This is a genomic window from Paenibacillus sp. HB172176, from assembly GCF_011947265.1.
Classification (GTDB): Bacteria; Bacillota; Bacilli; order Paenibacillales; family Paenibacillaceae; genus Pristimantibacillus.
This window is the reverse complement of record NZ_JAATHD010000002.1, coordinates 414,158-439,239: the sequence shown is the minus strand read 5'-3', so window position 1 is coordinate 439,239 and position 25,082 is coordinate 414,158. Positions and strand designations below refer to the sequence as shown.

Here is a 25,082-nt window from a genome sequence, read left to right as displayed (position 1 = left end):
TATTCCTCTTCGATTCGAAGAGCACTGGAGGAAAATAACTATGTTCGGATTGGATGCGGGCGTTGCCGTATTATTAATCATTGTATTGATTGTCATTGTATTAAGCGTATTCTTAAGCTTCTTCCCGATTATGCTGTGGGTGTCCGCGATTGCGTCGGGCGTCAGAGTGGGCATTATTACACTCGTTGCGATGCGTTTGCGCCGCGTTGTGCCGAATCGAATCGTGAATCCGCTGATCAAAGCAACAAAAGCGGGACTTGGCATCAACATTAATCAGCTTGAAAGTCACTTCCTTGCCGGCGGTAATGTTGACCGCGTTGTCAATGCCTTGATAGCTGCTCAGCGCGCAAATATTCCTCTTCATTTCGAACGCGCAGCCGCGATTGATCTGGCGGGTCGCGACGTGCTGCAAGCCGTGCAAATGAGCGTTAATCCAAGAGTCATCGAAACGCCTGTCGTAGCCGCGGTTGCCAAAAATGGCATTGAAGTGAAGGTTAAAGCTCGCGTGACGGTTCGCGCGAATATCGACCGTCTGGTCGGCGGCGCGGGCGAAGAGACGATTATTGCCCGTGTCGGCGAAGGGATTGTAACGACTGTCGGCTCCGCGGAAACGCATAAGGATGTGCTCGAGAATCCGGACAGCATGTCTCGCACAGTGCTTGGCAAAGGCTTGGACGCGGGAACTGCGTTCGAAATCTTGTCGATTGATATCGCGGACGTCGATGTAGGCAAAAACATCGGCGCGCATCTTCAAACCGAGCAAGCGGAGGCGGACAAGAAGATCGCGCAAGCGAAGGCGGAGGAAAGACGCGCAATGGCCGTCGCTCAAGAGCAAGAGAACAAAGCGAAGGTCGTAGAGATGGAAGCAAGAGTCGTCGAATCGGAATCCCAGGTGCCGTTGGCGATGGCGGAAGCGCTCAAGAGCGGCAAGCTTGGCGTGATGGATTATATGAATTTGAAAAACATCGAAGCGGATACGAAGATGCGCAGCTCGATCGGAGAACAGGATGATTCGATTGATCCTAAGGATCATCGCTAGAATGAGCGGCGAAGTTCGCGCATTGGAGGTGAGCAAGGCATGGCTATTTTTGATTTCCTGATCAAAAATATTTACATTGTCATCATTATACTATTCGCTCTCTCCCGCTTGTTCAAAAAATCGGCTGGCGGGACGAAGCCGCAAGGCAGAATGCCCGATTTCAGCGGCGGAGACGCCGGGAAGCCGGGGCAAGCTCGGAAGGAGGCAGGACCGTTTCAGCCGGCTCAGGGACAGCCTCGCGCCACGCGGCCGCAGCCTCGCGCGCAGCAGATTGATGAGCAGCAGCGGTGGGACGAGGAGGGCTACAGCCAGGTAGATCTGCAGACGGTTTACCGTACCCGGTTGAAGCAAGAGGAACAGCCGAAACGGGAAACGGAGACAAAGTCTCGTTCGCCGTTCGGCAAGATGAGCGAGCCCATCCAGAAAAAACAGCCGCCGCTTGTAAGTCCGTCCGCTCGGAGGTCCTCGTTTAGGCTGTCGAAACCTTCTTCCTCCAATCTTAGGGAGGCGGTTATCTGGTCGGAGGTTCTGGGTCCGCCCAGAGCCAAACGATCACTGCGCAAATGATTGGGAATCCTCCGATAAAGAGGCTTTCTCAAAAAAATTCGCTCGCATTACTAGAGACAGCTCGCTTGATGTACGAAACGTCAAAAAGGAAAAAAAGGCGGTGACAGGGTGTTATCCCTGCACCGCCTTTTCGCTGCGCCAGCCTGAGGTATTTTCCTTGATGTCCCGGTAAGTGCCTTAACTGGAACGAAAATCAGGAAATATCGGTTCCCTCCCGAGTTTTAAGCCCCCGTTGCCAACCAGATCTTCGATAAGCCTGCAGATATCCATCAATTTCTGTTGATTGTTTTCTTTATGGGGCTTAGCACCATTATTCCTGTATATTTGCATTAATTTGTTCCTCATTTAGGTGCAATCCGATAAATCCCTGTATATTTGCATCAATTCCGTAGCTACAGCTTGTAGAAGATAAGGAAGTGGATCGAAATTTCAGCTTGCAGAAGGGAGGGTGGCGAATCGAATTATTATCCGCCTAATCGGCAGCAATCTCATAATCGCCTGCTGGCCAGCATAATTTGGTATAGTACACGAATTTCGTACTGCCAGAGTGAGCAAGCGCTAAGGAGGAATCGGATTGGCAATGCGACAGTTGAAAAGGAAATTTCGCAAGATGACGGCAGATTTGCTCGATTTGCCCCAGGACGTCGTCTATGATTTGCCGCGGCTGACCATGATCGGCGATCGGCAGCTCTATATCGAGAACCATCGGGGCGTCAAGCATTTCTCCAGCGACAAGCTCAGGCTGGCACTAAGCAAAGGCGAGCTGGAGGTAACGGGCAGCTCTTTAGTGATACGAACGATCTGGACCGAAGAAGTGTTCATCGAAGGCGTGATTGCGAATATCGAGATTATTCCGTGACGATTGGGGAGGGAACGGGGATGAAGGGACAAGGATTTATGTGGGTGAGAGGAAGCGTTGTGGTCGAGGTCCGGGGCGGCGCTCCCGAGGATTTGGTGAATAAGGCGCTTGCGGGAGGGCTGGCTTTGTCGGCCATTCGCTGGACAAGCAGGGGATTGCTGCAGTTCGAGCTGTCGCTGAACGACTTTTTTCGCATGAGGCCTTATTTGAGAGAGACGGGTTGCCGCATGCATGTAACTCAGCGCAGAGGAATGCCGTTCTCTCTAGCGAGAGCGGAGAAGAGAATATGGTTCGTCGGCGGAATCGCCTTGTTCTTCGCAATCATCTTCATGCTCTCTTCAATCGTGTGGAGCGTCGACGTGGAGGGTAATGTGAAGCTGACCAGAGAGCAGGTTCTGCAAGCGGCGAAGCAGGAAGGAATCTATCCGATGCAGTGGTCCTTCCGGCTGAAGGATGCCGACGTCATGTCGAGGAATCTGGTGAACGCGCTGCCAGGCACGACGTGGATCGGCGTGGAGAAGAAGGGGACGAAGGTACGGATACAAGTGGTGGAGATGTCGCTTCCTGATGAGAAGGAGCTTCAAAGCCCGCGCAATCTCGTCGCCTCCGAGGATGCCGTCGTCACGCAGATTATCGCGGAAACGGGCAAGCCCCTTGTCAAGAAAAACGCGCGCGTTAAAAAAGGACAAACCCTCATCTCCGGCATTATCGGCTCGGAGAGCAATTCCCGCGCGCTCGTCGCGGAAGGGACTGTGCGGGGACTCGTATGGTATGAATTCAAGGTGGAGGTGCCCTTGACGCAGCAGATCAAGGTATATACCGGCGAGCAGAAGAAGAGCTGGCATCTCGTCCTCGGGTCGCGCGCGCTCAAGGTCAGCGGCTTCGGCAAGTCGTCTTACGAGTCCAGCGAGACGATTCAAGAGCTGCAGAAGCTAAGCTGGCGAGGCTTCACGTTGCCGATTGGAAGGCTTAAGGAGACGGTCAAGGAATCCGAGATGCAGGATCGGCAGATCAGCGGAGAGGAAGCGAAAAATATCGGTCTATTGCAGGCGAGAGCGGATGTGATGGAGAAGGCGGGAGAGGACGCCGTCATTCAGGATGAAATTGTTTTGCATGAAGAGGCCGACAATGGTAAAGTTTATATGAAAGTTCTTTTTGAAGTGGATCAATCGATCGTGAAGGAAATGCCATTAGTCCAGATGCAGGGAGAATGAGGATTGTTGCCAATAGAAACGACGAAAATCGCAAGAGTCGAGCTTGGAAATGCGGAAGAAGGACTAGCCGTATTCGGACCCCAGGATAAGCTGCTCAAGCTCGTTCAAGAAGGAGTGGAATCAACCCTATCATCGCGTGAAGCCGAGATTGTCATTACAGGTCCGGCAGCGGAGGTCGATTCTCTCGAGCAATTATATCAAGTGCTTCTGAAGCTTGTGCGCGGAGGCTATGTTCCGTCGGAGCGCGATGTCGCTTATGCGCTTGATCTGGCTCGGAATATGCAGGCGGAGGAGCTGCTGGATTTGTTCAGCAAGGAAATCGCAACGACCTTCCGGGGCAAGAAGATACTCGTCAAGACGATCGGCCAGCGGCATTATGTGAAGACGATTCGAAAGCGGGACATTGTGTTCGGGATCGGTCCGGCAGGCACGGGAAAGACGTATCTGGCCGTTGTGCTCGCCGTAGCGGCGCTCAAGGAAGGCTCCGTGAAACGAATCGTACTGACGAGACCCGCCGTGGAAGCGGGAGAGAATCTGGGCTTTCTGCCCGGAGATTTGCAAGAAAAGGTAGATCCCTATTTGCGGCCGCTGTACGATGCGCTGCATGAAGTGCTCGGCCCGGATCAGACCGTGAAGGCGCTCGAGCGTGGATTGATCGAAATCGCGCCGCTTGCATATATGCGGGGCCGGACGCTGGACGACTCTTTTATTATATTGGACGAGGCTCAGAATACGACCGGCGAGCAGATGAAGATGTTCCTGACGAGACTTGGCTTCGGCTCCAAGATGGTCGTAACGGGAGATATGACGCAGATTGATTTGCCAAGAGGGAAAACCTCGGGTATCGTGGAGGCTCAGCGCATTCTGAAGGATATCGAGGAGATCGGCATGGTCCATTTCTCGGACCAGGATGTGGTCCGGCATTCCTTGGTGCAGCAAATCATCGTGGCTTATAATAAGGATGCGGAGAATAAGATCTGAGGCGCTGGTGCCAGCGTCTCGTCCGTGATCATCTCGGGAAAGGAATTGTTGCTGCATGAACCCCATTGGGACAAGCAAGAGAGATCATCCTGTGAAACCGCAGGGCTGGAGGCAGAACCCCGCCGTCAAGTGGCTCTTGATGGTGATGTTCGTGCTGCTCTTCTATTTCAGCTTGGCGCCGCATTTAATTCCGGAAACCTATGATATCGCGGAAGGCTCTATCAGCGAGAACGATATTAAAGCCCCGTTCCAGATTAGAGATGAAAATGCGACAAGGCTGGCTGAGGAAGAGGCGGCTAAGCGAATTGATCCGAAATACTCGATCGTGGCGCTGCATGATGAAATGCTTGTCGAGCAAATACTGTATCGAATCGAACAATTGAATCAGGACGATCAAGTAACGACTGAGAACAAAATTGATATTTACAAGAGCGAAATTCCGGGCAAATATGGGGAATATATCGATGCATTCGTGAAGTCGAACAAGCGTGACGGCACTTACAGCGATTCTTTGCTGGAAGAGATGGCGACGGAAGCGAAGGATCAACAATACACGATTCCCGAAGAAACCTTCTATAAGATGCCGCAGCTCACGTCCGAGCAGTTGTCGGAGATGCGAGATGTAGCGAAGGGAATTGTAAGGAAGCTTACCAGCGAGCAGCTTAGAGAGGCCGAGACGGCGCGCACCCAAGTGGCAGAGCTTGTTAATTCGAGCTCCTTGTCGAGCCGCACCGAGCGCGAAATCGTGCAGGAGCTCGCGCGCTTTGTCATTATGCCGAACAAGTTCCTCGATCAGGAAGCGACGGATGAAGCCAAGGCGGAAGCGAAACAGAACACGCCTCCCGTTATTATTAAGGAAGGAGATGTGTTCGTCAAACGCGGCGAGACCATAACGGCAGAAACCTATAAGCTGCTGTCCGATGCGAATCTTCTGCAGGATAAGAAGGATTATTGGCCGCAGCTCGGACTGTTCTTCATGTCGGTTATGTTCGCGATTGTGATGTATGTGTATCTGCATCAATCCGGCGGCATTAACGGCGTAAAGCCGAGATACAGCAACGCGCAGCTGCTGATGCTCTGGCTCATCTTCCTGATTAATATTATTATTATCCAGATTATTGCGTTGACTCAGACCGACTCCGCGCCTTATGCAGGCTATTTGGCTCCGGCGGCCCTGGGCGCTATGCTGATTACGCTGTTGATGGACATGCATCTGGCCATTATCGCCTCGTTCATCTTCACGGTGATGGGCAGCATTATTCTCAACACGAGTCAGAATCAAATCTTCGATTTCAAATATGGCTTCTTCATTATGGTGATCTCGCTCGCGGCTGTTTTCTCCATCTACCGCGCGAGTCAGCGCTCGACCATACTGAAAGCCGGCATTATGGTAAGCTTGTTCGGCTCCGTGTCGGTCATCTCCATGCTGATGCTGTCGGAGGATTTGAACCGAATGCCGTTTATCTATTCGGTCGCTTTCGCCTTCGGCGGCGGTTTGCTAACCGCTGTGCTCGTCATCGGCTTGATGCCTTTCTTCGAGATAACATTCGGCATTCTATCGGCTCTGAAGCTGGTGGAGCTCTCGAATCCGAATCATCCGCTGCTGCGCAAGCTGCTGACGGAGACGCCGGGAACCTATCATCACAGCGTCATGGTGGGAAATCTGTCCGAGGCTGCAGCGGAGGCGATCGGCGCGAACGGCTTGCTGTGCCGCGTCGGCTCCTTCTATCATGATATCGGGAAGACGAAGCGGCCGAATTATTTCATCGAGAATCAGTCCAATATCGAGAATCCGCATGACACGATTGACCCGAAATTGAGCAAATCGATTATTGTCGCGCATGCGAGGGATGGCGTGGAAATGCTGAAGGGCTATAATATTCCGAAGCCGATTCGCGATATTGCCGAGCAGCATCACGGCACGACCTCTTTGAAATTTTTCTATTACAAGGCGTTGAAGCAAGCAGAGGAGGAAGGGAAGGAGGCAGCTTTCACGGAGGATGATTATCGATATCCCGGACCAAAGGCGCAATCGAAGGAAGCGGCGGTCGTCGGCATCTCTGACTGTGTGGAAGCGGCGGTTCGAAGCCTCAGAAATCCAACGGTAGAGCAGGTTGAGGCGATGATCGCGAAGATTATCAAGAGCCGGCTGGACGACAATCAGTATAATGAATGCGACTTGACGCTGAAGGAATTGGATAAAATAGCCCAATCGCTTAAAGAAAGCGTAATCGGCATATTCCACTCCAGGATCGAATACCCGGAGGATGTAAAAGCAAAGGAGAGAGCTGAATAGATGGGGCTGCATTTGGATTGGAGCAATGAGCAAGAGAAGCTGGAAATTCCCGACAACTGGATTGAGAAGCTGGAAGAGCTGCTGCAGTTGGCGGGAGAAGCGGAAGGTATGGATAGGGGCGAGGTCGCATTGACCTTCACAGATGATGAAGGCATTCACGCGCTGAACAAGGAATATCGGGGAATCGACCGTCCGACGGATGTGCTGTCCTTCGCGATGCAGGATGACGGCGTCGAAGAGCTCGACATTGTATTCGAAGTCGAGAGCGAGGATGAACCGGACCCGATCTCCGGCATGCTGGGCGACATTATTATTTCCGTAGATCGCGCTGTTGCTCAAAGCGAGGAATACGGTCACTCCATCGAGCGCGAGATCGGCTTTCTGTTCGTGCACGGCTTCTTGCATTTGATCGGTTACGATCATGGGGACGAGCAATCGGAATCGGAAATGACGGCGAAGCAGGAGCAAGTGCTTCTGAAGGCTGGCCTTACCCGCTGATGAAGAAGTTTGCTCGAAGTGTTGGTCTGGCGCTTGAGGGCATTTCCTATGCGATTCGGACGCAAAGCCATATGCGCATTCATATGCTTGCGGCTTTGTTGGTCGTCGTCGCCGGATTCATTCTAGCCTTGGATACGATCGAGTGGTCTTTAATTATTCTTTGTATGGCAATGGTCATTTCCGCCGAGCTTGTCAATACGGCTATCGAGCAAACGGTTGATCTGGCGAGCCCTGCGATACATCCGCTTGCGAAAAAAGCGAAGGATATCGCGGCAGGAGCCGTGCTGCTGACGGCAATCGGCGCGGTTATTATTGCTTTGCTTATATTCGGCAAGCATATCTGGTGAGAGGAGTGGATAGCTTGAACGCAGCAGCGCTTTCCCCTGGGGATCGAATGCTTGTGAAAGCGGCGGAGGAAGCGATGAACCGTGCTTACGCGCCTTATTCCAGGTTTCATGTCGGAGCCGCGCTTCTGGATGCGGAGGGCGGCGTTCATCATGGCTGCAATATCGAGAACGCGGCTTATGGAGCAACCAATTGCGCCGAGCGCACCGCCCTCTTTCGCGCGATTGCCGATGGCAAGAAGGCGGGAAGCTTTCAGGCGATTGCCATTATCGGCAATACGGAGGCGCCGATTACGCCATGCGGCGTATGCAGGCAGGTGATGGTCGAGCTTTGCGATCCGGATATGCCGGTCATTATGAGCAACCTGCAGGGAGATTTCGAAGTTTCAACGGTATCACAGCTGCTTCCGGGAGCTTTCACGCCAATATCATTAACAAAGGGAGAACAACCTCATTCATGAAAGAATCAAAGGGATCTGATACACAGAAGAAAGCGTTCAAATCGGGCTTTGTAGCGATTATCGGAAGGCCGAATGTAGGGAAATCGACCTTAATGAATCATCTCATCGGTCAGAAAATCGCGATTATGTCAGACAAGCCCCAAACGACGCGAAATAAGATTCACGGCGTATATACAACGCCCGAGCTGCAAATTGTATTCCTGGATACGCCGGGCATTCATAAGCCGCAATCGAAGCTTGGCAATTATATGATGCAGACTGCGGAGAGCGCGCTTAGGGAAGTGGAGGCGGCATTGTTCCTTATCGACGCTTCGGAGGGACTGGGCGGAGGCGACCGCTATATTATCGAACAGCTTAAGAAGGTGAAGACGCCGGTCTTTCTCGTCATGAACAAGATTGACAAGATCGAGCCGGAGCAGCTGCTGCCGATGATTACGCAATACAGCGCTCTCCATGAGTTTGCGGAGATTATACCGATCTCGGCATTGCAGGGCAATAATGTATCGACTTTGTTGGAACAACTCTCACGTTATTTGCCGACCGGCCCTCAATATTATCCGGCGGATCAAATTACGGATCATCCGGAGCAATTCGTATGCGCGGAGCTCATTCGCGAGAAGATTCTGCATATGGCGAGAGAGGAAATTCCCCATTCCATCGCGGTGTCGATTGAGGATATGCGCGTGCAGGACAATGGCGTCGTGTATATCGGCGCAGTCATTTTCGTGGAACGCGATTCCCAGAAGGGCATTATTATCGGGAAGCGCGGCGAGTTTCTGAAGGAAGTCGGCAAAGGAGCTCGCAAGGATATTGAAGCGCTGCTCGGTTCCCGAATTTTTCTGGAGCTTTGGGTGAAGGTGAAGAAGGATTGGCGCAATCAGGAGCGCGTGCTGAAGGATCTCGGCTTCCGTCACGACTGAGAATGAGATTCTCAATTGTCGTTATTTTCTAAGGATAGCCCGGAGGTAATGGTCGTATCCTAATAACGTCTGGAGCAGCATTTCCGAGGCGGAAAGGGATGAATACGAATGCGAGATTTTTCGTGGAAGTATTTCACATTGACCGGGGATGTCGAATCCTTCATGCTTTACAAAGAAATGAATCAGTACGGGGTGAACGACCACCCGGATTCCTTGCAAGGAAGAGATGAAGAAATTGCGCCTATGGACGAACAGGAGCTTTAACAGCCAGTTTCATGGTATCAAACAATAAGGAATGACTATCTTATCGGATATTTCATGGGGGAGACGCCGAAATGCTTCATCGAGCGGAAGGCATTGTCCTTCGCGGCATGGATTATGGGGAGAACAACAAAATTATTACGTTGCTGACGAAGTCAAACGGCAAAACGGGCATTCTGGTTCGGGGAGCCAAAAAGGTGAAAAGCAGGCATTCCTCTTTGGCTCAGCCGTTTACATACGGAGAATTTCAATATTTCCGCAATAAAGGTCTTGGAACCTTGAATCATGGTGAGATAATCGAGTCTCACCATGTTTTGCGTACGAAGCTGGAGCTTTCCGCGTATGCGGCATATGCCGCCGAGTTGACGGATCGAACCTTGCAGGAGGAGGAACCAAGCGGCTTTTATTTCGAACAGCTCAAGGCTTGCCTGGAAGCCTTGCAAGTAGGGAAGGATCCGCAGATTGTGCTGCATCTTTATGAAATGCGGATATTGGAGCTGGCGGGTTATTTGCCGGAACTTGAACAATGCATGCATTGCGGCAATCGGGTCGGACCTTTCAAGCTGTCCTGTCATTCGGGCGGCGTTCTATGCTCGAGATGCATGGCGAGAGATACGTTTGCCCTTCCTGTCGGGGAAGGCGCGCATAAGCTGCTGAGATTGTTCGCAAGAATGGATATGCGCAGGTTGGGCGATATTAACGTGAAGCCCGAGACGAAGGCGGAATTAAAGCAGTGCATGCGTGGACTGATGGACGCTCAACTGGCCATTCCAATGAAATCGCGAAGCTTCCTGGACCAGATCGAGAAATTGATTTGACAATTTGACTTGGAAAGCATAGAATAACACATTATGGATAGATGACGGTGAAAGAGAAAAGTAGGCCTAATGTGTCGACAAGCTCAGCGAATCGGGGACAGTGCAAGCCCGGAGAGGACCATTATGACGAAGGCGCTCTGGAGTCATTGCGAAAAAAGAGGATTATCTTGCTATAAATGCGTGTTCAAAAAGTTCGGTTTTCAGCACCGAGAAGCTTGTATATAGCTAGAAACTGAGTAGCTAAAACGTTTCGTGAGAAACGTACTTCGTAAGCATCCGCTCGTAGTGGATACTACGTGAGCAACGGAAATGTTTCCGTAGGAAGCATCGCTTCGTAAGCATATGCTTGTTTCGGCTGAATGCAAGATTCGATGTCGAAAAGACTTCTCGGGATACTTCGTGATCAAAAGCGGACTTTTTGAACAACCTCTATAAGATAATCAAGTAGGGTGGAACCGCGGGATACAGCTCTCGTCCCTATGTCTGGCAGCAGACGTAGGGATGAGAGTTTTTTGCTCATTTGCCGAAATGCCCGGTGCCGGATAAACATCCGTAGAAGACAATAGATGAGAGAAGAGGAGTCGATGTGTTCATGAATTTCCAAGGAATGATTTTAACGCTTCAACAATTCTGGGCCGAACAGAATTGTCTTCTGGTGCAGCCCTATGATGTAGAGAAAGGCGCAGGCACGATGAACCCGATGACCTTCCTGCGATCAATCGGACCGGAGCCGTGGAATGTCGCGTATGTGGAGCCTTCGCGCCGTCCGGCGGACGGGCGCTACGGAGAGAATCCGAACCGCTTGTATCAGCATCATCAATTTCAGGTTATTCAAAAGCCATCTCCCGACAATATTCAAGAGCTCTATCTGGAAAGTCTCAGCAGACTCGGAATCGATGCCAAGGATCATGATATTCGATTCGTCGAAGATAATTGGGAGGCGCCGACGCTGGGCGCTTGGGGACTTGGCTGGGAGGTATGGCTGGATGGCATGGAAATTACCCAGTTCACCTACTTTCAACAGGTTGGCGGCATTGACGCGAGTCCGGTTGCCGTCGAGATTACGTATGGGATGGAGAGGCTCGCTTCCTATATTCAACAGAAGGATAATGTGTTCGAGCTCGAATGGGTGGACGGCGTGACGTACGGCGATGTGTTCCTTCAGCCTGAGTTCGAGCATTCGAAGTATACCTTCGAAACGTCGGACGCCGCTATGCTATTCTCATTATTCTCCATGTACGAAGAAGAGGCAAAGCGTACGATGGATCAGCATTTGGTATTCCCCGCATACGATTATGTGCTGAAATGCTCCCATGCGTTCAATCTTCTTGACGCGAGAGGCGCGATTAGCGTAACGGAGAGAACGGGTTATATTAACCGTGTCCGCAATCTGGCGAAGCAATGCGCGGCTACTTATCTGGAGGAGCGCGAGAGGCTCGGCTTCCCGATGTTGCAGAAAGGAGTGGAGAGCAATGGCTAAGGATTTATTGCTGGAAATCGGGCTGGAAGAGGTGCCGGCGCGTTTTGTTCGAGGCGCGATGAATCAATTGAAGGATAAAGCCGAGAAATGGCTTTCGGAATCTTGCCTGACCTATAAGAACGTGGAAGCCTTCGCGACGCCTCGTCGTCTTGCGATTCTTGTTCGCGAGCTCGCCGAGAAGCAGGAGGACCGCAACGAGGAGGCTAAGGGACCTTCCCGCAAAATCGCGCTTGATGCCGAAGGCAATTGGAGCAAAGCCGCGCTTGGTTTCGCAAGAAGTCAGGGCGTAGAGCCGCAGGACTTGTATTTCGCCGAGCTGGCGGGCGTGGAATATGTATATGCTCGCAAGAGCAGCGTCGGCGCGAATACGTACGAGCTCTTGTCCGACGGCTTGTCCTCCTTGATCACATCGATGTCCTTCCCGAAAAATATGCGCTGGGGCAGCCATGAGCTTAGATTCGTGCGTCCGATTCGCTGGATGGTTGCTTTGTTCGGCGAGGAAGTGGTTCCATTCGAAATCGCCGGCGTAAGCACGGGCAACAGCTCGAGGGGCCATCGCTTCCTCGGCGAGAACACGGTCATTGGAAGTCCTTCCGAATACAAAGAGAAGCTGCGCGAGCAGCATGTTATCGTAGATGTGGCGGAGCGGGAGGCCATGATCCTGAAGCAAATCAACGAGCTGAAGGATGCCAAGGGATGGACGATCGCCATCAAGGACGATTTGCTTGAAGAAGTGCTTTTCCTTGTCGAATATCCGAGCGCCCTGTATGGAACCTTCGAAGAAAGCTTCCTTGGCATTCCGCAGGAGGTGCTTATTACTTCAATGAGAGAGCATCAGCGTTATTTCCCCGTGCTTGATCAGAAGGGCAAGCTGCTGCCGTACTTTGTAACGGTGCGCAACGGGGACACTCGTTCGCTAGAGCTGGTAGCCAAGGGCAACGAGAAGGTGTTGCGCGCCAGATTGTCCGATGCCAAATTTTTCTACGAAGAGGATCACAAGCTGACGATCGACAGTGCGCTGGCCCGACTGGAGAAGATTGTTTATCATGAAGAGCTTGGCTCCGTTGGCGATAAAGTAAGAAGAACGACGGCGATCGCCGAGCGGATTGCGAAGAAGCTGCAGCTTCAAGATGGCGAGATTGCCGCGATCGTGCGCGCCGCTTCCATCTGCAAATTCGATCTCGTATCCCAGATGGTCTATGAATTTCCCGAGCTGCAAGGCATCATGGGCGAGGATTATGCACGCAAAGCCGGCGAAGACGAAGCGGTCGCGAAAGCGATCAACGAGCATTATCAGCCGAGATTCTCGGGTGATAACGTGCCATCCGAATGGACGGGGGCGATTGTCAGTCTGGCGGATAAAATGGATACGATTGTCGGCTGCTTCTCCATCGGCATTATTCCGACAGGCTCGCAGGATCCCTACGCGCTGCGCAGACAAGCGATGGGAATTGTTCAAATCCTGCTTGCCTTCCAAATGAAGCTTGGTCTTGACGAATTGTATGACGCGGCGCTCGCCGTGCATGAAAGTCGCGGCATGAAGCGCGGCAGCGACGAAATTCGCAAGGATTTGATCGAATTTTTCGGATTGCGCGTGAAAAACTGGCTGTCGGAGCAGGGCATTCGTTACGATGTCGTCGACGCGGTAATGGCGGCGGGCATTCTGGATCTCGCTTTGACCTCTGCAAGGGCGGCTGCCGTTCAGACGCAAGCGGCTGGCGCTTCGAAGGCGGAGTTCAAGCTTGTCGTGGAAGCCTTCAACCGGGTGTCTAATCTCGCTTCCAAGGCGTCTCGTTCCGGTATCGATCCGTCGTTGTTCGAGGAAGCGGCGGAAAGAGAGCTGTACAACGCATGGACCTCTCAAAGAGACAGCTTTCAAGAGGCGATTGCCAAGCGTGAGATGGAAACGGCGCTTCAGCTGCTGTCCGCTCTCAAGCCTGCAATAAGCGCGTACTTCGATCAGGTCATGGTTATGGCTCCCGATGAGAAGCTTCGCAGCAATCGATTGGCCATGCTTGCGGCAATCGCGAGCGATGTCGCTGTCGTGGCGGATTTCTCAAAGCTCGTTTGGTAAGTGAAGTCTCGCAGCAGCACTTACAGGAGTAGAATTCGAATGCCATATAGATGAGAGCGGGTGGTTGGTCGATGATGACGGTGAAACAGTCGGCGGATGTCATTGTATACGTGGTTTCGGATGCGGCGGGCGACACGGGCGATCTTGTTGTCAGAGCCGCAATCGCGCAATTCCATCCAATTCACGCCGATATTCGGCGCGCGCCGTTCATTATGGACGAAGCGGCGCTGGAGCGCGTGACGGAAATGGCGAAGCGCTCCCATGCGATTATGCTCTACACGCTTGTGAAGCCCAAGCTTCGCGACGAGATGAGAAGATTATCCGAGGCTAGCGGCGTAACCGCAATTGATCTTCTGGGTCCATTCATCGAGACGCTGGAGCATCGGACCGGAAGAAAATCAAGACAGGAGCCCGGGCTTAATCATGTGCTCGACGCGGATTACTTCCGCAAGGTCGAGGCGGTTGAGTTTGCGGTCAAATATGATGACGCAAGAGATACTTCCGGCGTTATGAAGGCGGATATTGTGCTTGTAGGCGTATCCCGAACATCGAAAACGCCGTTGTCGATGTATCTTGCCCATCAGAAATTCAAGGTCGCTAATGTGCCGCTGGTGCCCGAGATTAAACCTCCCGACGAGTTGTTCAAGCTGCCGAGAGGCAAGATAGTGGGACTCACGATCGACACGACATATTTGAACGTGATTCGGAAGGAGCGGCTCAAAGCGCTGGGTCTGCCGAACACAGCCGCTTACGCGACCACGAAGCGAATCGAAGAAGAGCTTCAGTACGCCGAGACGATTATGAAGGAGCTGGGCTGCGTCGTTATTGATGTGTCGCATCGGGCGGTGGAGGAAACAGCAAGCCTTATTATGGAATATGTCAGAAAGCATTAATAACGACATCGGAATTTTATCAGCGAGCGGTGATTCGTATGAGACGATCGGAAAGAACAATTGTAGTGGATGCGGACGCTTGTCCCGTCAAATCGGAAATTATTGCGACAGCGGCGCGATTCAGCGTTCCCGTCTACATGGTAGCTTCGCATGATCACCGGCTGCAAGAGCAGGAAGGCGTTCGCATCGCGCAAGTGGATCGCAGCAGCCAATCGGCGGATCTTCATATCATGAACGCAATAGTTGCCGGCGACATCCTTGTTACCCAGGATTACGGTCTTGCCTGCATGGCCCTTGGCAAAGGAGCCGTCGTTCTTTCTCCGAGAGGAGAGCCATATACCGATGACAATATCGATTATTTGATGGAGAAGCGGCATGAGGCGGCTCGAAAGCGCAGAGCGGGAGGCCGGACAAAAGGGCCCAAAGCGATGACGGAGGAAGATCGCCATACTTTTCAACAAAAGTTGACAAAAGTTTTGGCGATTGAGCAGGAGAAACATGACGTATAGCGAATATTATTTAAAATCTAAGCTTATGTGTAAGTAGAGTGAAGGTGATGAACGATGACATACGGAAAAATTCCGGAAGAAGTCATAGACATGGTTCGCAAACGTCATGACATAGTTGAAACGGTCGGGAAGTACGTTCATCTCTCTAAGCAGGGCAAGTATATGAAAGGACTATGTCCGTTTCATTCCGAGAAAACCCCATCCTTCACCGTGACGCCAGAGCTGCAGATATTTCATTGCTACGGTTGCGGCAAAAGCGGCAATGTGATTCGATTTATTGAAGAAATGGAGGGATATTCCTTTCCCGAGGCTGTTCGGGTACTGGCTGAAGAGGCCGAAATACCGATAAGCTGGACAACGCCTGACGGGGATAGAGACGCACAGGATCCGAATCGCCAGAAGCTCATAGAAGCGCATGAACTCACGATCAAGTTTTATCATTATTTGCTGGGCAACACCAAGCAAGGAGATAAAGCCAAGCGCTATTTGAGAGATAGAGGTCTCTCCGATCGGCTGATTGATCATTTCATGATTGGCTATGCGCCTGACGAATGGGATGTGTTAACTCGTTTCTTATCAAGCAGAGGTTTTGATCTGGCTTTGATGGAGAAAGGCGGATTATTGTCGGCCAAATCCGACGGAAGCGGTTATGTCGATCGGTTTCGCGGACGCGTCATGTTTCCTTTGTGGAATCAGAATGGGAAGGCTACAGCTCTAGCGGGAAGAATTCTGGACGAAGGTCAGCCGAAATATTTGAATTCTCCAGAGACCATGCTGTTCACCAAGAGCAGGCTGCTCTACAATCTTCATCACGCAAAGGCAGCCATTCGCAAGAAGAGGCAGGTTGTTCTATTCGAAGGTTACATGGACGTGATCAAATCTTGGAGCGCGGGCGTGAATAACGGAGTCGCTACAATGGGAACGGCGCTGACGGAAGAGCACTGCGCGATGCTCGGCAGGCATGCGGACGAGGTGTTGATATGCTATGACGGCGATGATGCCGGACAAGCTGCAGCCCTGAAATCGATTGCGCTGCTGGAAGCTGCCGGGCTCAAGGTATTGATTGCCATGCTGCCCAAAGGGAAGGATCCCGATGATTATATAAGCGAATACGGTCCGGATGATTTCTTGAGGAATATTATTGACGAGCCTGTGTCCATTACAAAATTTAAGCTTATATATTCGAGGAAAAACCATATACTGCTAAAAGAAGAAGGTCGTAAAAATTATCTGATGGAAGCGGTAGAGATTGTCGCGCATGTGGATTCCTCGACGGAGCGAGAAGTCTATCTCAAAGAATTATCCCGGGAGTTCGATATATCGCTCGATGCTTTGAAACAGGATTGCCACGGGTTTCGAATCGAGCTGCAAAAAAAGAAACCTCAAGGGGATAATAACGACAATTCGTGGAATAATGGTAGGAATGAAAAGCGCCGTACGTCCGGTGCGCCTACGCTGCAACCGGCTTACACGTATGCTGAACGGAGATTGCTGCATGTCATGATGCGCGACCGAGAGATTGCGGAAGCCGTTCACGAACGGATGGGCGACTCGTTCAATGTAGAGAATCACGCGGCAATTGCCGCCTATTTATACGCCTACTACGCGCAGGGCTATGATTCGGATGCCTCGAGATTTATCAGTACCCTGCATGACGAGCGCCTGGAGGAGACGGCAACTTCCATTCTAATGATGGACAGCGACTTTCCATTCGATGAGGCGATCATGAATGATTTTATACAATCCATTATGAAAGTGCCCAAGCTGCGGGAAATTGCCCGCAAGAAAGAAGACATGGTAAGGGCTGAACGAGCTGGCGACGCTTTGGCGGCAGCGCAATTAGGACTTGAGATTATAACTCTGGAGAAACAGCTGAAGAATGGGCTTGGATGATTATCTCCAGGGAGGAGGGAGTCGGAATATGGCGAACGATCAACATACACAACTGGATACCGAACAGAAACTGGATCAGGTCAAGGATCATCTTATTGAGATCGGCAAGAAGAGATCGTCCTTGACGTACAAAGAAATTATGGAGAAACTGTCTCCCTTTGATCAGGATCCGGAGCAAATCGACGAATTTTTCGAGCAGCTTGACGATATTGGCATTGAGGTGCTGAACGAGAATGAAGAGGTGCATCCGCTAGGAGGCGGAGGGGAGGAACAGGAACGCGAATCCGACGACTTCAACATCGAGGATGATCTGGCTTTGCCGCCTGGCATCAAGATTAACGACCCCGTTCGAATGTATCTGAAGGAAATCGGGCGAGTGCCTCTGCTTTCCGCCGATGATGAGATTGAACTCGCGATTCGCATCGAGAAGGGCGACGAAGAAGCGAAGAGAAGGCTTGCCGAAGCAAATCTCAGACTTGTGGTGTCCATTGCGAAACGATATGTCGGCAGGGGCATGCTGTTCCTGGATCTGATCCAAGAAGGCAATATGGGCTTGATCAAGGCCGTCGAAAAGTTTGATCATCAGAAGGGCTTCAAATTCAGCACTTACGCTACCTGGTGGATTCGTCAAGCGATTACTCGCGCGATTGCCGATCAGGCGCGGACGATTCGAATTCCTGTTCATATGGTGGAGACCATTAACAAGCTGATTCGAGTTTCCCGGCAGTTGCTGCAAGAGCTCGGCCGTGAGCCTTCGCCGGAAGAAATTGCGGTCGAAATGGAGCTGAGCACGGAGAAGGTAAGGGAAATTATGAAAATTGCGCAAGAGCCGGTATCGCTCGAAACGCCGATTGGCGAGGAGGATGATTCCCATCTTGGCGATTTCATCGAAGATCAGGAAGCATTGGCTCCTGCCGACGCGGCCGCGTACGAGCTTTTGAAGGAACAGCTTGAGGATGTGCTTGATACGCTTACGGAGCGTGAAGAGAATGTTCTGAGACTTCGTTTCGGTCTCGATGACGGGCGAACAAGAACGCTCGAAGAGGTGGGCAAGGTGTTCGGCGTTACCCGTGAGAGAATTCGTCAGATCGAGGCGAAGGCGCTTCGCAAGTTACGCCATCCAAGCAGAAGCAAGCGTCTGAAGGACTTCCTGGAATAGAGAACGAAATTATGTATGGCGACCTTTCTGCTCGAGCAGCGAGGTCTTTTTTCCATATATGAAGCAGTAGTCCTATTATTCATGCTCGCGAAGCGCATCCGCGGAAAGGAAATCGATAAGATGAATCAGGATCGCAGACAAATGATTGTCAAAGAAATTGAGCAGTGGCGAAGGAGCAAGCTTCTTCCGGATCAATATTGCGATTTTCTCCTTAATCTCTATGCGGACCCGGATGAGGTGCGTCCTGCATCTCCGGCAGCATCGCATGCGATCGGAAAAGCCTTTCATACTGTTCAACAAGCAACAGGCAAACAATGGCTTCTTACATTTGGAACTTTTACCTTAATTTCCTTTGTTGTGCTTTATTTTAGTCGTTTTCATCCTGCATTGCAAATAGGGCTTTTGTCTTTATTTGTTCTTTTGTTACTGTGGGTCGGAGAACGGTTTCGCAAGCGCAATGAATGGTCGGGCTTGCTCGTATCGAGCTGTGGAATGCTGCTTATGCTTTGCGGAGGTCTATATACGCTTCACCTTCACGGGCTGCAGGAATGGGGCTGGACGATAGGTTTGCTTGGCTTCTGCTCCCTATTCTGGATCGTCTACGGCATGAAGAGGAAAATGCCCGTTCTGCATTTATGCGGCTGGCTTGCGATGTTGCTTGTATACGGCTTCTTGCTGACAAGGTACACCGCGGATCCCAAATGGTACGAAATACAATTGTATTGGATTCCGCTTGCGATGCTGTTCGGCTGGGCCAGTTGGTTCGTTCATCGCTGGTCGAAGGGGATTTCGGCGATTCTGTTCTTGATATGCGCGATTTCCTGGCTGGCTCCTGAGTGCTATTCGCTTCTCGCGCTTGGCAACATGCAATGGATTCAGATGCAATTGCTGATTAAATTTGTTATTGGGGGCGGCACGCTCTTCTTATTACGCAAACAATGGACGGTGTGGGTTGTATAATGGTGAAATTGTCAAAGAGATTGCAAGGTATTGCAGATTACATAAACAAAGGCTCCAGAGCGGCGGATATCGGCTCTGATCATGCGCTGCTTCCCGTCTATCTGATCCAAAACGGACTCTGTTCCTTCGCCATCGCCGGCGAATTGAACGATGGCCCGTTTCTGGCTGCAAAGAAGCAAGTTGCGGCCGCAGGGCAGACATCTAAAATCACGGTCCGTCAAGGCGACGGCTTGCAGGTTATTGAGCCCGGAGAGGCGGATACGGTCACAATCGCCGGCATGGGCGGCAGTTTGATGACGGGAATACTGGAAGCGGGCCGGATCGCTGGCAAGCTTCAAGGCGTATCCCAATTGGTGCTTCAGCCGAATGTCGGAGAGGACGCGGTCCGAATATGGCTGCTTCAGCATGAGTGGGTGTTGACGCAGGAGATGATTGTCGAGGAAGACGGCAAAATTTATGAAATATTGGTCGCCGTGCCTGAAGCGGTCAGTGAGCTGACCAATGCCGAGGTCTATGACGGCTCTATACTGAATTCCGGCAGGGATCAGGAGCAGCAATTGAAATTGCTTCTGAGGCTTGGTCCGCATTTGCTGCGAGAAGGAAATGCCGTCTTGCTGAAAAAATGGCAATCAGAGCTTACGAAGCTGGAACGCATAGCCGCACAGTTGGGTGAATCCAGTCAGCCGGAGGCCGCACTGAAGAAGGCGCAATTCCGGGAAGAAATGAATCAAATCAAGGAGGTGCTCGTTTGCTTGCAAACGGACAAACTTTAATACAATATATGGAACAGCTCGCGCCCAAGCATTATGCAGTCGAAAACGACAAAATCGGCTTGCAGCTCGGCATGTTGAACAAGCCGATCTCAAAAGCGCTCATTGCCCTGGATGTGACCGAGGAGGTTGTGGATGAAGCGATAGCGGCAGGGGCAGAGCTAATCATCGCCCATCATGCGATTATCTATCGGCCGATCACGAAGCTTGACACCTCCACGCCCGCAGGCAAGCTGTATGAGAAGCTGATCAAAGCCGACATCGCGGTCTATATTTCCCATACTAATCTCGATGTGGCCGATGGAGGCATCAACGACTGGCTGGCCGATCAGATTGGCATTGGAGCGGAGAATCGCATTTGCCTGGAAGAGGTTCATACCGACAGCTTGTACAAGCTGGTCGTTTTCGTACCCGAGACGCATTCCGAGCAAGTGATGGAAGCGATCTGGAGGACGGGCGCGGGCCATTTCGGGAACTACAGCTGCTGCAGCTTTAACAGCAAGGGAACCGGGCTCTTCAAGCCTGAGGAAGGAACGAATCCGTTCATTGGAGAGCAGGGAAAGCTGGAGCGCGTGAATGAGATTCGAATCGAGACGCTTGTTCCGAACAGTCTGCATCGGAGGACTGTTGCGGCGATGCTGAAGGCGCATCCGTACGAGGAAGTGGCTTACGACCTCTATCCCGTTGATTTGAAGGGCCGCACCTTCGGTTTGGGACGTGCGGGGAAGCTGGAGTCGCCAGCGACGCTAGGCGAGCTTGCTGCGCGTCTGAAGACGGCATTCGACGTGCCTATGCTGCGAGTGGTCGGTCCGCAAGACAGGATGATCCGCAAAGCTGCCGTGCTCGGAGGCTCGGGCTCGCGGTATGTGAGGCATGCGATGTTTGCGGGAGCGGATGTGCTGGTCACGGGAGACATCGATTATCATACTGCGCACGACGCGCTCGCGGCAGGCATGACGATTATCGACGCCGGTCACAATATCGAGAAGATTATGAAGAGCAAGGTGGCCGAATATCTCACAGGACAATGCGCGAAGAGCAAATACACGACGGAGATCCTTTCTTCGCAATTGGATACGGAACCATTTTCTTTCGTCTGATTAAGGCTTGAGCTTTGGATGCAAACCTTGTATACTTAACTCTGCAAACGGAAAGCTTGACAGACAATCGCTGGCAGCCTTGTTGCTGCGAGAGGAAAGTCCGGGCTCCACAGGGCAGGATGCTGGATAACGTCCAGTCAGCGCGAGCTGAAGGATAGTGCCACAGAAATGGACCGCCGATGACTGGCTTTGCCAGAACAGGCAAGGATGGAACCGTGGTGTAAGAGACCACGAGGAGCAAGGGTGACTTTGTTCCTGGTAAACCCCATCTGGAGCAAGACCGAGAGGACGCCGCGGCCTACGCGACCGCAGCCTTAGCCCGAGGCGCGTCCGGGTTGGTTGCTGGAGCTGCGCAGCAATGCGCCGCCTAGATAGATGATTGTCGCTTCACAGTGGGAGGGTCGTTCCCGTCTGCACCACGAGAAGTACAGAACCCGGCTTACGGCAAGCTTTCCGCACGAATGATTTTTAATAGGCCAAAACAAGGCGCTTCCTCCATGCTCACATGAGGGAAGCGCCTTTTTTATTTAATTTAATTCTGTTCAAAAAGTTCAGTTTTCAGCACCGAGAAGATTGTATGAAGCTAGAAACTGAGTAGCTAAAACGTTTCGTAAGAAATGTACTTCGAAAGCATTCGCTTGTAGTGGATACTACGTGAGCAACTGAAATGTTTCCGTAGGAAACATCGCTTCGAAAGCATCCGCTTGTTTCGGCTGAATGCAATATTCGATGTCGAATTGGCTTCTTGGCATGCATCGTGATCAAAAGTGGACTTTTTGAACTTCCTTTATAGCCGATTCAGCTTTCGCTTCACTTGCTCGGGATAGGTCTGCAAAGACTCTCCATAGCTGCTTGCGGCGCTCAGCGCCTTGTCGATGTCAATCTCGCCGTAGCCGAAGTAGACATCCTTGCCCGAATCGCCGAGATCACGCGCGGACATGCGCATAATATCCATCACCTCGACATTGGTTAGCTGAGGATTGATGGAGCGGATAAGGCCGGCCAGCGCTGCGACATGGGGACTTGCCATCGATGTGCCGGACAAGGCGGCGTATTGGCTGTCCGGATAAGTGGAGGCAATGCTGTCCCCCGGAGCCGCCACATCAATGTAATCGCCATAGTTCGAGAAGGAAGCCTTCTGTTTGTTATTAGTCGTCGCCGCAACGGCGAATACTTCCGGATAAGCGGCCGGATAGCCCGGACGATCGGTATTGTCGTTGCCGCTGGCGGCGATTAGCACGACATCATGATCGTAGGCGTATTTGATCGCGTCATGCAGGAACTCCGCTTCCGCGTAATTGCCCAGACTCATATTAATCACCTTGGCCCCGTTGTCGACGGCCCAGATTAATCCTTGGGCGACGGAATAGGTAGATCCGGCGCCGCTGTTGTCGAGCACCTTCACCGGCATGATTTTATTGTACCAGGACAACCCGGCAACGCCTTCGCCGTTATTGACATTCGCGCCGATAATGCCGGTCACATGCGTGCCGTGGCCGACATCGTCATCCGGCGCCGCTTTATCGTTAATGATATTCGTGCCGGTTAACAATTTGCCCTGCAGATCGGGATGATTGCTTTGCACGCCGGTATCGAGCACCGCGATAATGACATCCTCGCTGCCTCTGGAGAGGGTCCACCCCTTCTCCGTTTCAATCGAGGGGAGATTCCATTGATATTGCGAGTAGAGCACGTCATTCGGTATAATACTCTTTGCATCATTTGCGTCATTCGTCATATACAAATAATGAGGCTCGGTGTAGGCGGTTTTCCAATTATTTTTGAAATAGGCCATCATCTGCTCGGCGTCCATCGTTTGGGAACGAAACACATAGGTGTCTCCGATTTGCTGGATTTTTACGGCGTTGATATCGTTTTTGATTTTGGCAAGATCAGCTTCAGAGGGAGGCTGTTCGAAATGCACGACGGCATCCTTAACATGATAATGACTGGTATTTCCGTTATCCTCGCCATCCTTGACGGTTGTATCGACGGTTGAGTTAGGATGCACGGATTCAATGCGGTAATTGCCCTCGGAAGGATAAGGAATGAGGCGCAAATTTCGCTTTTGATGCTTTTCCACCGATTGTACGATATCCTGCTTTACAAGACCGACGATGCCGGATTTGGGCTCGCTGCCGTTGGGGAAACCCATAACAATATAACGATTGCCGTCGCTTGATTCAAACGCTGGCGATTGATAATTTTGATTTTTCTTGATTCTGGAGGCTGCTTCGGCGGCATACTTCTTGGCGAGTTTCGAATCGGGCAACGACCCTTGATGCAATACGCTGCCGCCCGAGGTCCAGCTTAGCGACGTAAGATGAGCGTGATTGTTCATCAATGTTCTCATCGCTGTAATACGCGCATTTCTGTCTGTTGCTGTGCGATCGAATGCGGCTTGGAAATCCCGGCTCAAATCGGTTGTCACAAGCAGCGAAGTGGCGTTCATGTCATTTTGCAGAATGTTTAGCTTTCGTTTATGCTCCTCCGTTGCGGAATAAGATATGGCTTTCGGCTTAACATTTTTCTCCTTCGAGGTGAAGAAGGGCGTGGCGGGAATAAGTAATGTAGCCAAGGCTACAATGGTAAAAGCGGCAATCCATGACTTTCGCATAATCTATTCTCCATTTCTTTAGGGGATTTTACATAAGCTCATTATTTCGAATACTACAGCTTAGATTCCGAAAATCATGAAGAATTTATACGGGGAAAATGTGAAATTGAGAAACGCTAGTACCGTTTCTCGTCAATTTGTGGTACGATGTTGGTGTTTATAGTTTTTTTTGTTTGGAATTACGAAAGGGGAACTACCAAGATGCCATCTGCAAATGTTAAGGCGCTATCTGAAAACACGCGCGAAAAGCTTAAAGGAGCTGTCGATCAGCTTGAACCATTCTTGAATCATTACGCGTTATCGCAATTGCTGGGTGAAGACAAAGACGAAGAGGGAAGCCTGTTCTATAAGGGCTTGCTGTCCGATCTGCGACAGTTGCTGGTATATTCCGAAGTTGCCGCCGAGAAGCTGGGCGTATTGCTGAGAAGACCCAATTTCGACTCCGAATACGGCGAGCGCGTATTGTACGAAGTATACCATCATTGCGTGAACGCGTTCTTCTATCCGAAGAATGAATGTTATTCTGAAGACGGGCGTTATGCTTACACCGGTCAAGACGCCATTCGCTTCAGATACAAGCCTGTGCGCGAGGCAAGGAATATCGTACTGAGCGTCTCCAAGATTTTCGAGGAGCTTCGCGATGATCTGTCCTATTATGAGAGCGACTATATGACCCAGCGTCGCATGCAAGGACAAAAATAAGGCAGAATGAATCACTTTCGCTTGAGGAAACCTACATAGCGGAGGTGATTTCTTTATGCCAAAAGGCGTAACTTGTTCTGTAGCGAATTGCAGCTTCTGGAAGGAAGGCAATAATTGCGGCGCGAATGAAATCATGATTGACATTGACCAGCATTCATCAGCATCCTTCAAGGAAGAATTCGCAGGAGACGATCTGGGGTTATACCATCAAGATCAAGCGACGGCATCCGCGGCGACTTGCTGCCACACCTTTAAGCCAAAGGAGTGAGCGTTATGGATGACCGCGCAGACAAGAGTCGGGAACCCGTTCAAAATGTGAACGAAGAGATGGCGTCCGATTTCGCGTATGGACTTCCCATGGCACATGATGTAGATATTCGGGATACACATCTCGAACGCGTGAATGCGTCGGAGGGAAGCGGCGCTTTGGGGTGGGTTGCTCTCGTATTTGCCATCGCGTCATGGTTCGTTTGGCCTTTGCTGATCGGCGCTTCGGCTGCGGTTCTGGGTTATGTCGCGTTCCGGCAAGGAGCAAGAGGACTCGGCGGCTGGGCAATTGCGATGGGACTATTCGCAGTCCTGCTTCATGTTATTGTTGTTCCCTTCTATTATGCGTTGACATGACAAGCAAGGGATCACACGATTTGCTAACAGACTCCTCCCCGTT

Annotated in this window: 25 protein-coding genes and 1 other RNA gene; 25 read left to right on the top strand and 1 reads right to left on the bottom strand. The window is 51.4% G+C overall.

Features of this window, described 5'->3' with window-relative positions; genetic code table 11:
* The first annotated feature begins 40 nt into the window (after nt 1-40).
* From floA to rnpB, 22 genes are all read left to right on the top strand, one after another.
* Nucleotides 41-1,039, top strand: a complete 999-nt coding sequence (gene floA / locus HFP08_RS04515) for a flotillin-like protein FloA (RefSeq protein WP_168119303.1) — start codon at nt 41-43, stop codon at nt 1,037-1,039.
* A gap of 39 nt (nt 1,040-1,078) precedes the next feature.
* Nucleotides 1,079-1,606 (top strand): hypothetical protein, encoded by a 528-nt coding sequence (locus HFP08_RS04510; protein ID WP_168119302.1) that lies wholly within the window; start codon nt 1,079-1,081, stop codon nt 1,604-1,606.
* Between the two features lie 580 nt (nt 1,607-2,186).
* Entirely contained in the window at nt 2,187-2,465 is a 279-nt protein-coding gene (gene yqfC, locus HFP08_RS04505; RefSeq protein ID WP_168119472.1) for a sporulation protein YqfC, read from the top strand.
* Nucleotides 2,466-2,485: 20 nt separating this feature from the next.
* The gene (gene yqfD, locus HFP08_RS04500; RefSeq protein WP_168119301.1) at nt 2,486-3,679 is read left to right on the top strand and encodes a sporulation protein YqfD; all 1,194 of its coding nucleotides are present in this window, start codon (nt 2,486-2,488) and stop codon (nt 3,677-3,679) included.
* 12 nt (nt 3,680-3,691) lie between these two features.
* Nucleotides 3,692-4,660, top strand: a complete 969-nt coding sequence (locus HFP08_RS04495) for a PhoH family protein (protein ID WP_168119471.1) — start codon at nt 3,692-3,694, stop codon at nt 4,658-4,660.
* Nucleotides 4,661-4,715: 55 nt separating this feature from the next.
* Nucleotides 4,716-6,956 (top strand): HD family phosphohydrolase, encoded by a 2,241-nt coding sequence (locus HFP08_RS04490; protein WP_168119300.1) that lies wholly within the window; start codon nt 4,716-4,718, stop codon nt 6,954-6,956.
* Nucleotides 6,957-7,454, top strand: coding sequence for an rRNA maturation RNase YbeY (gene ybeY / locus HFP08_RS04485; protein ID WP_168119299.1), 498 nt, complete (start codon nt 6,957-6,959; stop codon nt 7,452-7,454).
* Nucleotides 7,454-7,801 carry a diacylglycerol kinase family protein gene (locus tag HFP08_RS04480; protein ID WP_168119298.1) on the top strand — a complete coding sequence of 116 codons (348 nt, stop codon included), beginning with the start codon at nt 7,454-7,456 and terminating at the stop codon, nt 7,799-7,801. Before ybeY ends, HFP08_RS04480 begins: the two co-directional genes overlap by 1 nt.
* A gap of 47 nt (nt 7,802-7,848) precedes the next feature.
* Nucleotides 7,849-8,259: a cytidine deaminase gene (cdd, locus tag HFP08_RS04475; protein ID WP_168119470.1), complete on the top strand. Its 411-nt coding sequence runs from the start codon at nt 7,849-7,851 to the stop codon at nt 8,257-8,259.
* Nucleotides 8,256-9,179, top strand: a complete 924-nt coding sequence (gene era, locus HFP08_RS04470; RefSeq protein WP_168119297.1) for a GTPase Era — start codon at nt 8,256-8,258, stop codon at nt 9,177-9,179. Before cdd ends, era begins: the two co-directional genes overlap by 4 nt.
* Nucleotides 9,180-9,287: 108 nt before the next feature.
* Nucleotides 9,288-9,443, top strand: coding sequence for a YqzL family protein (locus HFP08_RS04465; RefSeq protein WP_168119296.1), 156 nt, complete (start codon nt 9,288-9,290; stop codon nt 9,441-9,443).
* Nucleotides 9,444-9,514: 71 nt separating this feature from the next.
* Nucleotides 9,515-10,258: a DNA repair protein RecO gene (recO, locus tag HFP08_RS04460; protein ID WP_168119295.1), complete on the top strand. Its 744-nt coding sequence runs from the start codon at nt 9,515-9,517 to the stop codon at nt 10,256-10,258.
* Between the two features lie 592 nt (nt 10,259-10,850).
* Nucleotides 10,851-11,738, top strand: coding sequence for a glycine--tRNA ligase subunit alpha (gene glyQ / locus HFP08_RS04455; protein WP_168119294.1), 888 nt, complete (start codon nt 10,851-10,853; stop codon nt 11,736-11,738).
* Nucleotides 11,731-13,812: a glycine--tRNA ligase subunit beta gene (gene glyS / locus HFP08_RS04450; RefSeq protein ID WP_168119293.1), complete on the top strand. Its 2,082-nt coding sequence runs from the start codon at nt 11,731-11,733 to the stop codon at nt 13,810-13,812. Before glyQ ends, glyS begins: the two co-directional genes overlap by 8 nt.
* Before the next feature lie 74 nt (nt 13,813-13,886).
* Nucleotides 13,887-14,705 (top strand): pyruvate, water dikinase regulatory protein, encoded by an 819-nt coding sequence (locus tag HFP08_RS04445; protein WP_168119469.1) that lies wholly within the window; start codon nt 13,887-13,889, stop codon nt 14,703-14,705.
* A 38-nt stretch (nt 14,706-14,743) separates the two neighbouring features.
* The gene (locus HFP08_RS04440; RefSeq protein ID WP_168119292.1) at nt 14,744-15,214 is read left to right on the top strand and encodes a YaiI/YqxD family protein; all 471 of its coding nucleotides are present in this window, start codon (nt 14,744-14,746) and stop codon (nt 15,212-15,214) included.
* Nucleotides 15,215-15,268: 54 nt separating this feature from the next.
* A complete protein-coding gene (gene dnaG / locus HFP08_RS04435; protein ID WP_168119291.1) occupies nt 15,269-17,107 on the top strand; it encodes a DNA primase in 1,839 nt (612 codons plus the stop codon).
* A gap of 28 nt (nt 17,108-17,135) precedes the next feature.
* Nucleotides 17,136-18,266: an RNA polymerase sigma factor RpoD gene (gene rpoD, locus HFP08_RS04430; protein ID WP_168119290.1), complete on the top strand. Its 1,131-nt coding sequence runs from the start codon at nt 17,136-17,138 to the stop codon at nt 18,264-18,266.
* Between the two features lie 120 nt (nt 18,267-18,386).
* Nucleotides 18,387-19,226 (top strand): hypothetical protein, encoded by an 840-nt coding sequence (locus HFP08_RS04425; RefSeq protein WP_168119289.1) that lies wholly within the window; start codon nt 18,387-18,389, stop codon nt 19,224-19,226.
* The gene (locus tag HFP08_RS04420) at nt 19,226-19,999 is read left to right on the top strand and encodes a tRNA (adenine(22)-N(1))-methyltransferase (RefSeq protein ID WP_206109173.1); all 774 of its coding nucleotides are present in this window, start codon (nt 19,226-19,228) and stop codon (nt 19,997-19,999) included. Before HFP08_RS04425 ends, HFP08_RS04420 begins: the two co-directional genes overlap by 1 nt.
* On the top strand, nt 19,975-21,096 hold the full coding sequence (locus tag HFP08_RS04415; RefSeq protein ID WP_168119288.1) for a Nif3-like dinuclear metal center hexameric protein: 1,122 nt from the start codon (nt 19,975-19,977) through the stop codon (nt 21,094-21,096). Before HFP08_RS04420 ends, HFP08_RS04415 begins: the two co-directional genes overlap by 25 nt.
* Before the next feature lie 51 nt (nt 21,097-21,147).
* Nucleotides 21,148-21,553, top strand: an RNA gene (gene rnpB, locus HFP08_RS04410) — RNase P RNA component class A.
* Between the two features lie 330 nt (nt 21,554-21,883).
* On the opposite strand, the gene HFP08_RS04405 is transcribed toward rnpB, so the two are convergent.
* Nucleotides 21,884-23,713, bottom strand: a complete 1,830-nt coding sequence (locus HFP08_RS04405; protein WP_168119287.1) for a S8 family peptidase — start codon at nt 23,711-23,713, stop codon at nt 21,884-21,886.
* 201 nt (nt 23,714-23,914) lie between these two features.
* Here HFP08_RS04405 and HFP08_RS04400 point away from each other — a divergent pair, with 201 nt between their 5' ends.
* Genes HFP08_RS04400 through HFP08_RS04390 form a run of 3 tightly spaced genes read left to right on the top strand, consistent with a single transcriptional unit; the run spans nt 23,915 to nt 25,039 of the window.
* Nucleotides 23,915-24,415 carry a YpuI family protein gene (locus HFP08_RS04400; RefSeq protein ID WP_168119286.1) on the top strand — a complete coding sequence of 167 codons (501 nt, stop codon included), beginning with the start codon at nt 23,915-23,917 and terminating at the stop codon, nt 24,413-24,415.
* Between the two features lie 55 nt (nt 24,416-24,470).
* Complete coding sequence (locus HFP08_RS04395; RefSeq protein ID WP_168119285.1) at nt 24,471-24,683, top strand: DUF1540 domain-containing protein; 213 nt, start codon at nt 24,471-24,473, stop codon at nt 24,681-24,683.
* A 5-nt stretch (nt 24,684-24,688) separates the two neighbouring features.
* A complete protein-coding gene (locus tag HFP08_RS04390) occupies nt 24,689-25,039 on the top strand; it encodes a hypothetical protein (RefSeq protein ID WP_168119284.1) in 351 nt (116 codons plus the stop codon).
* Nucleotides 25,040-25,082 lie beyond the last annotated feature (43 nt).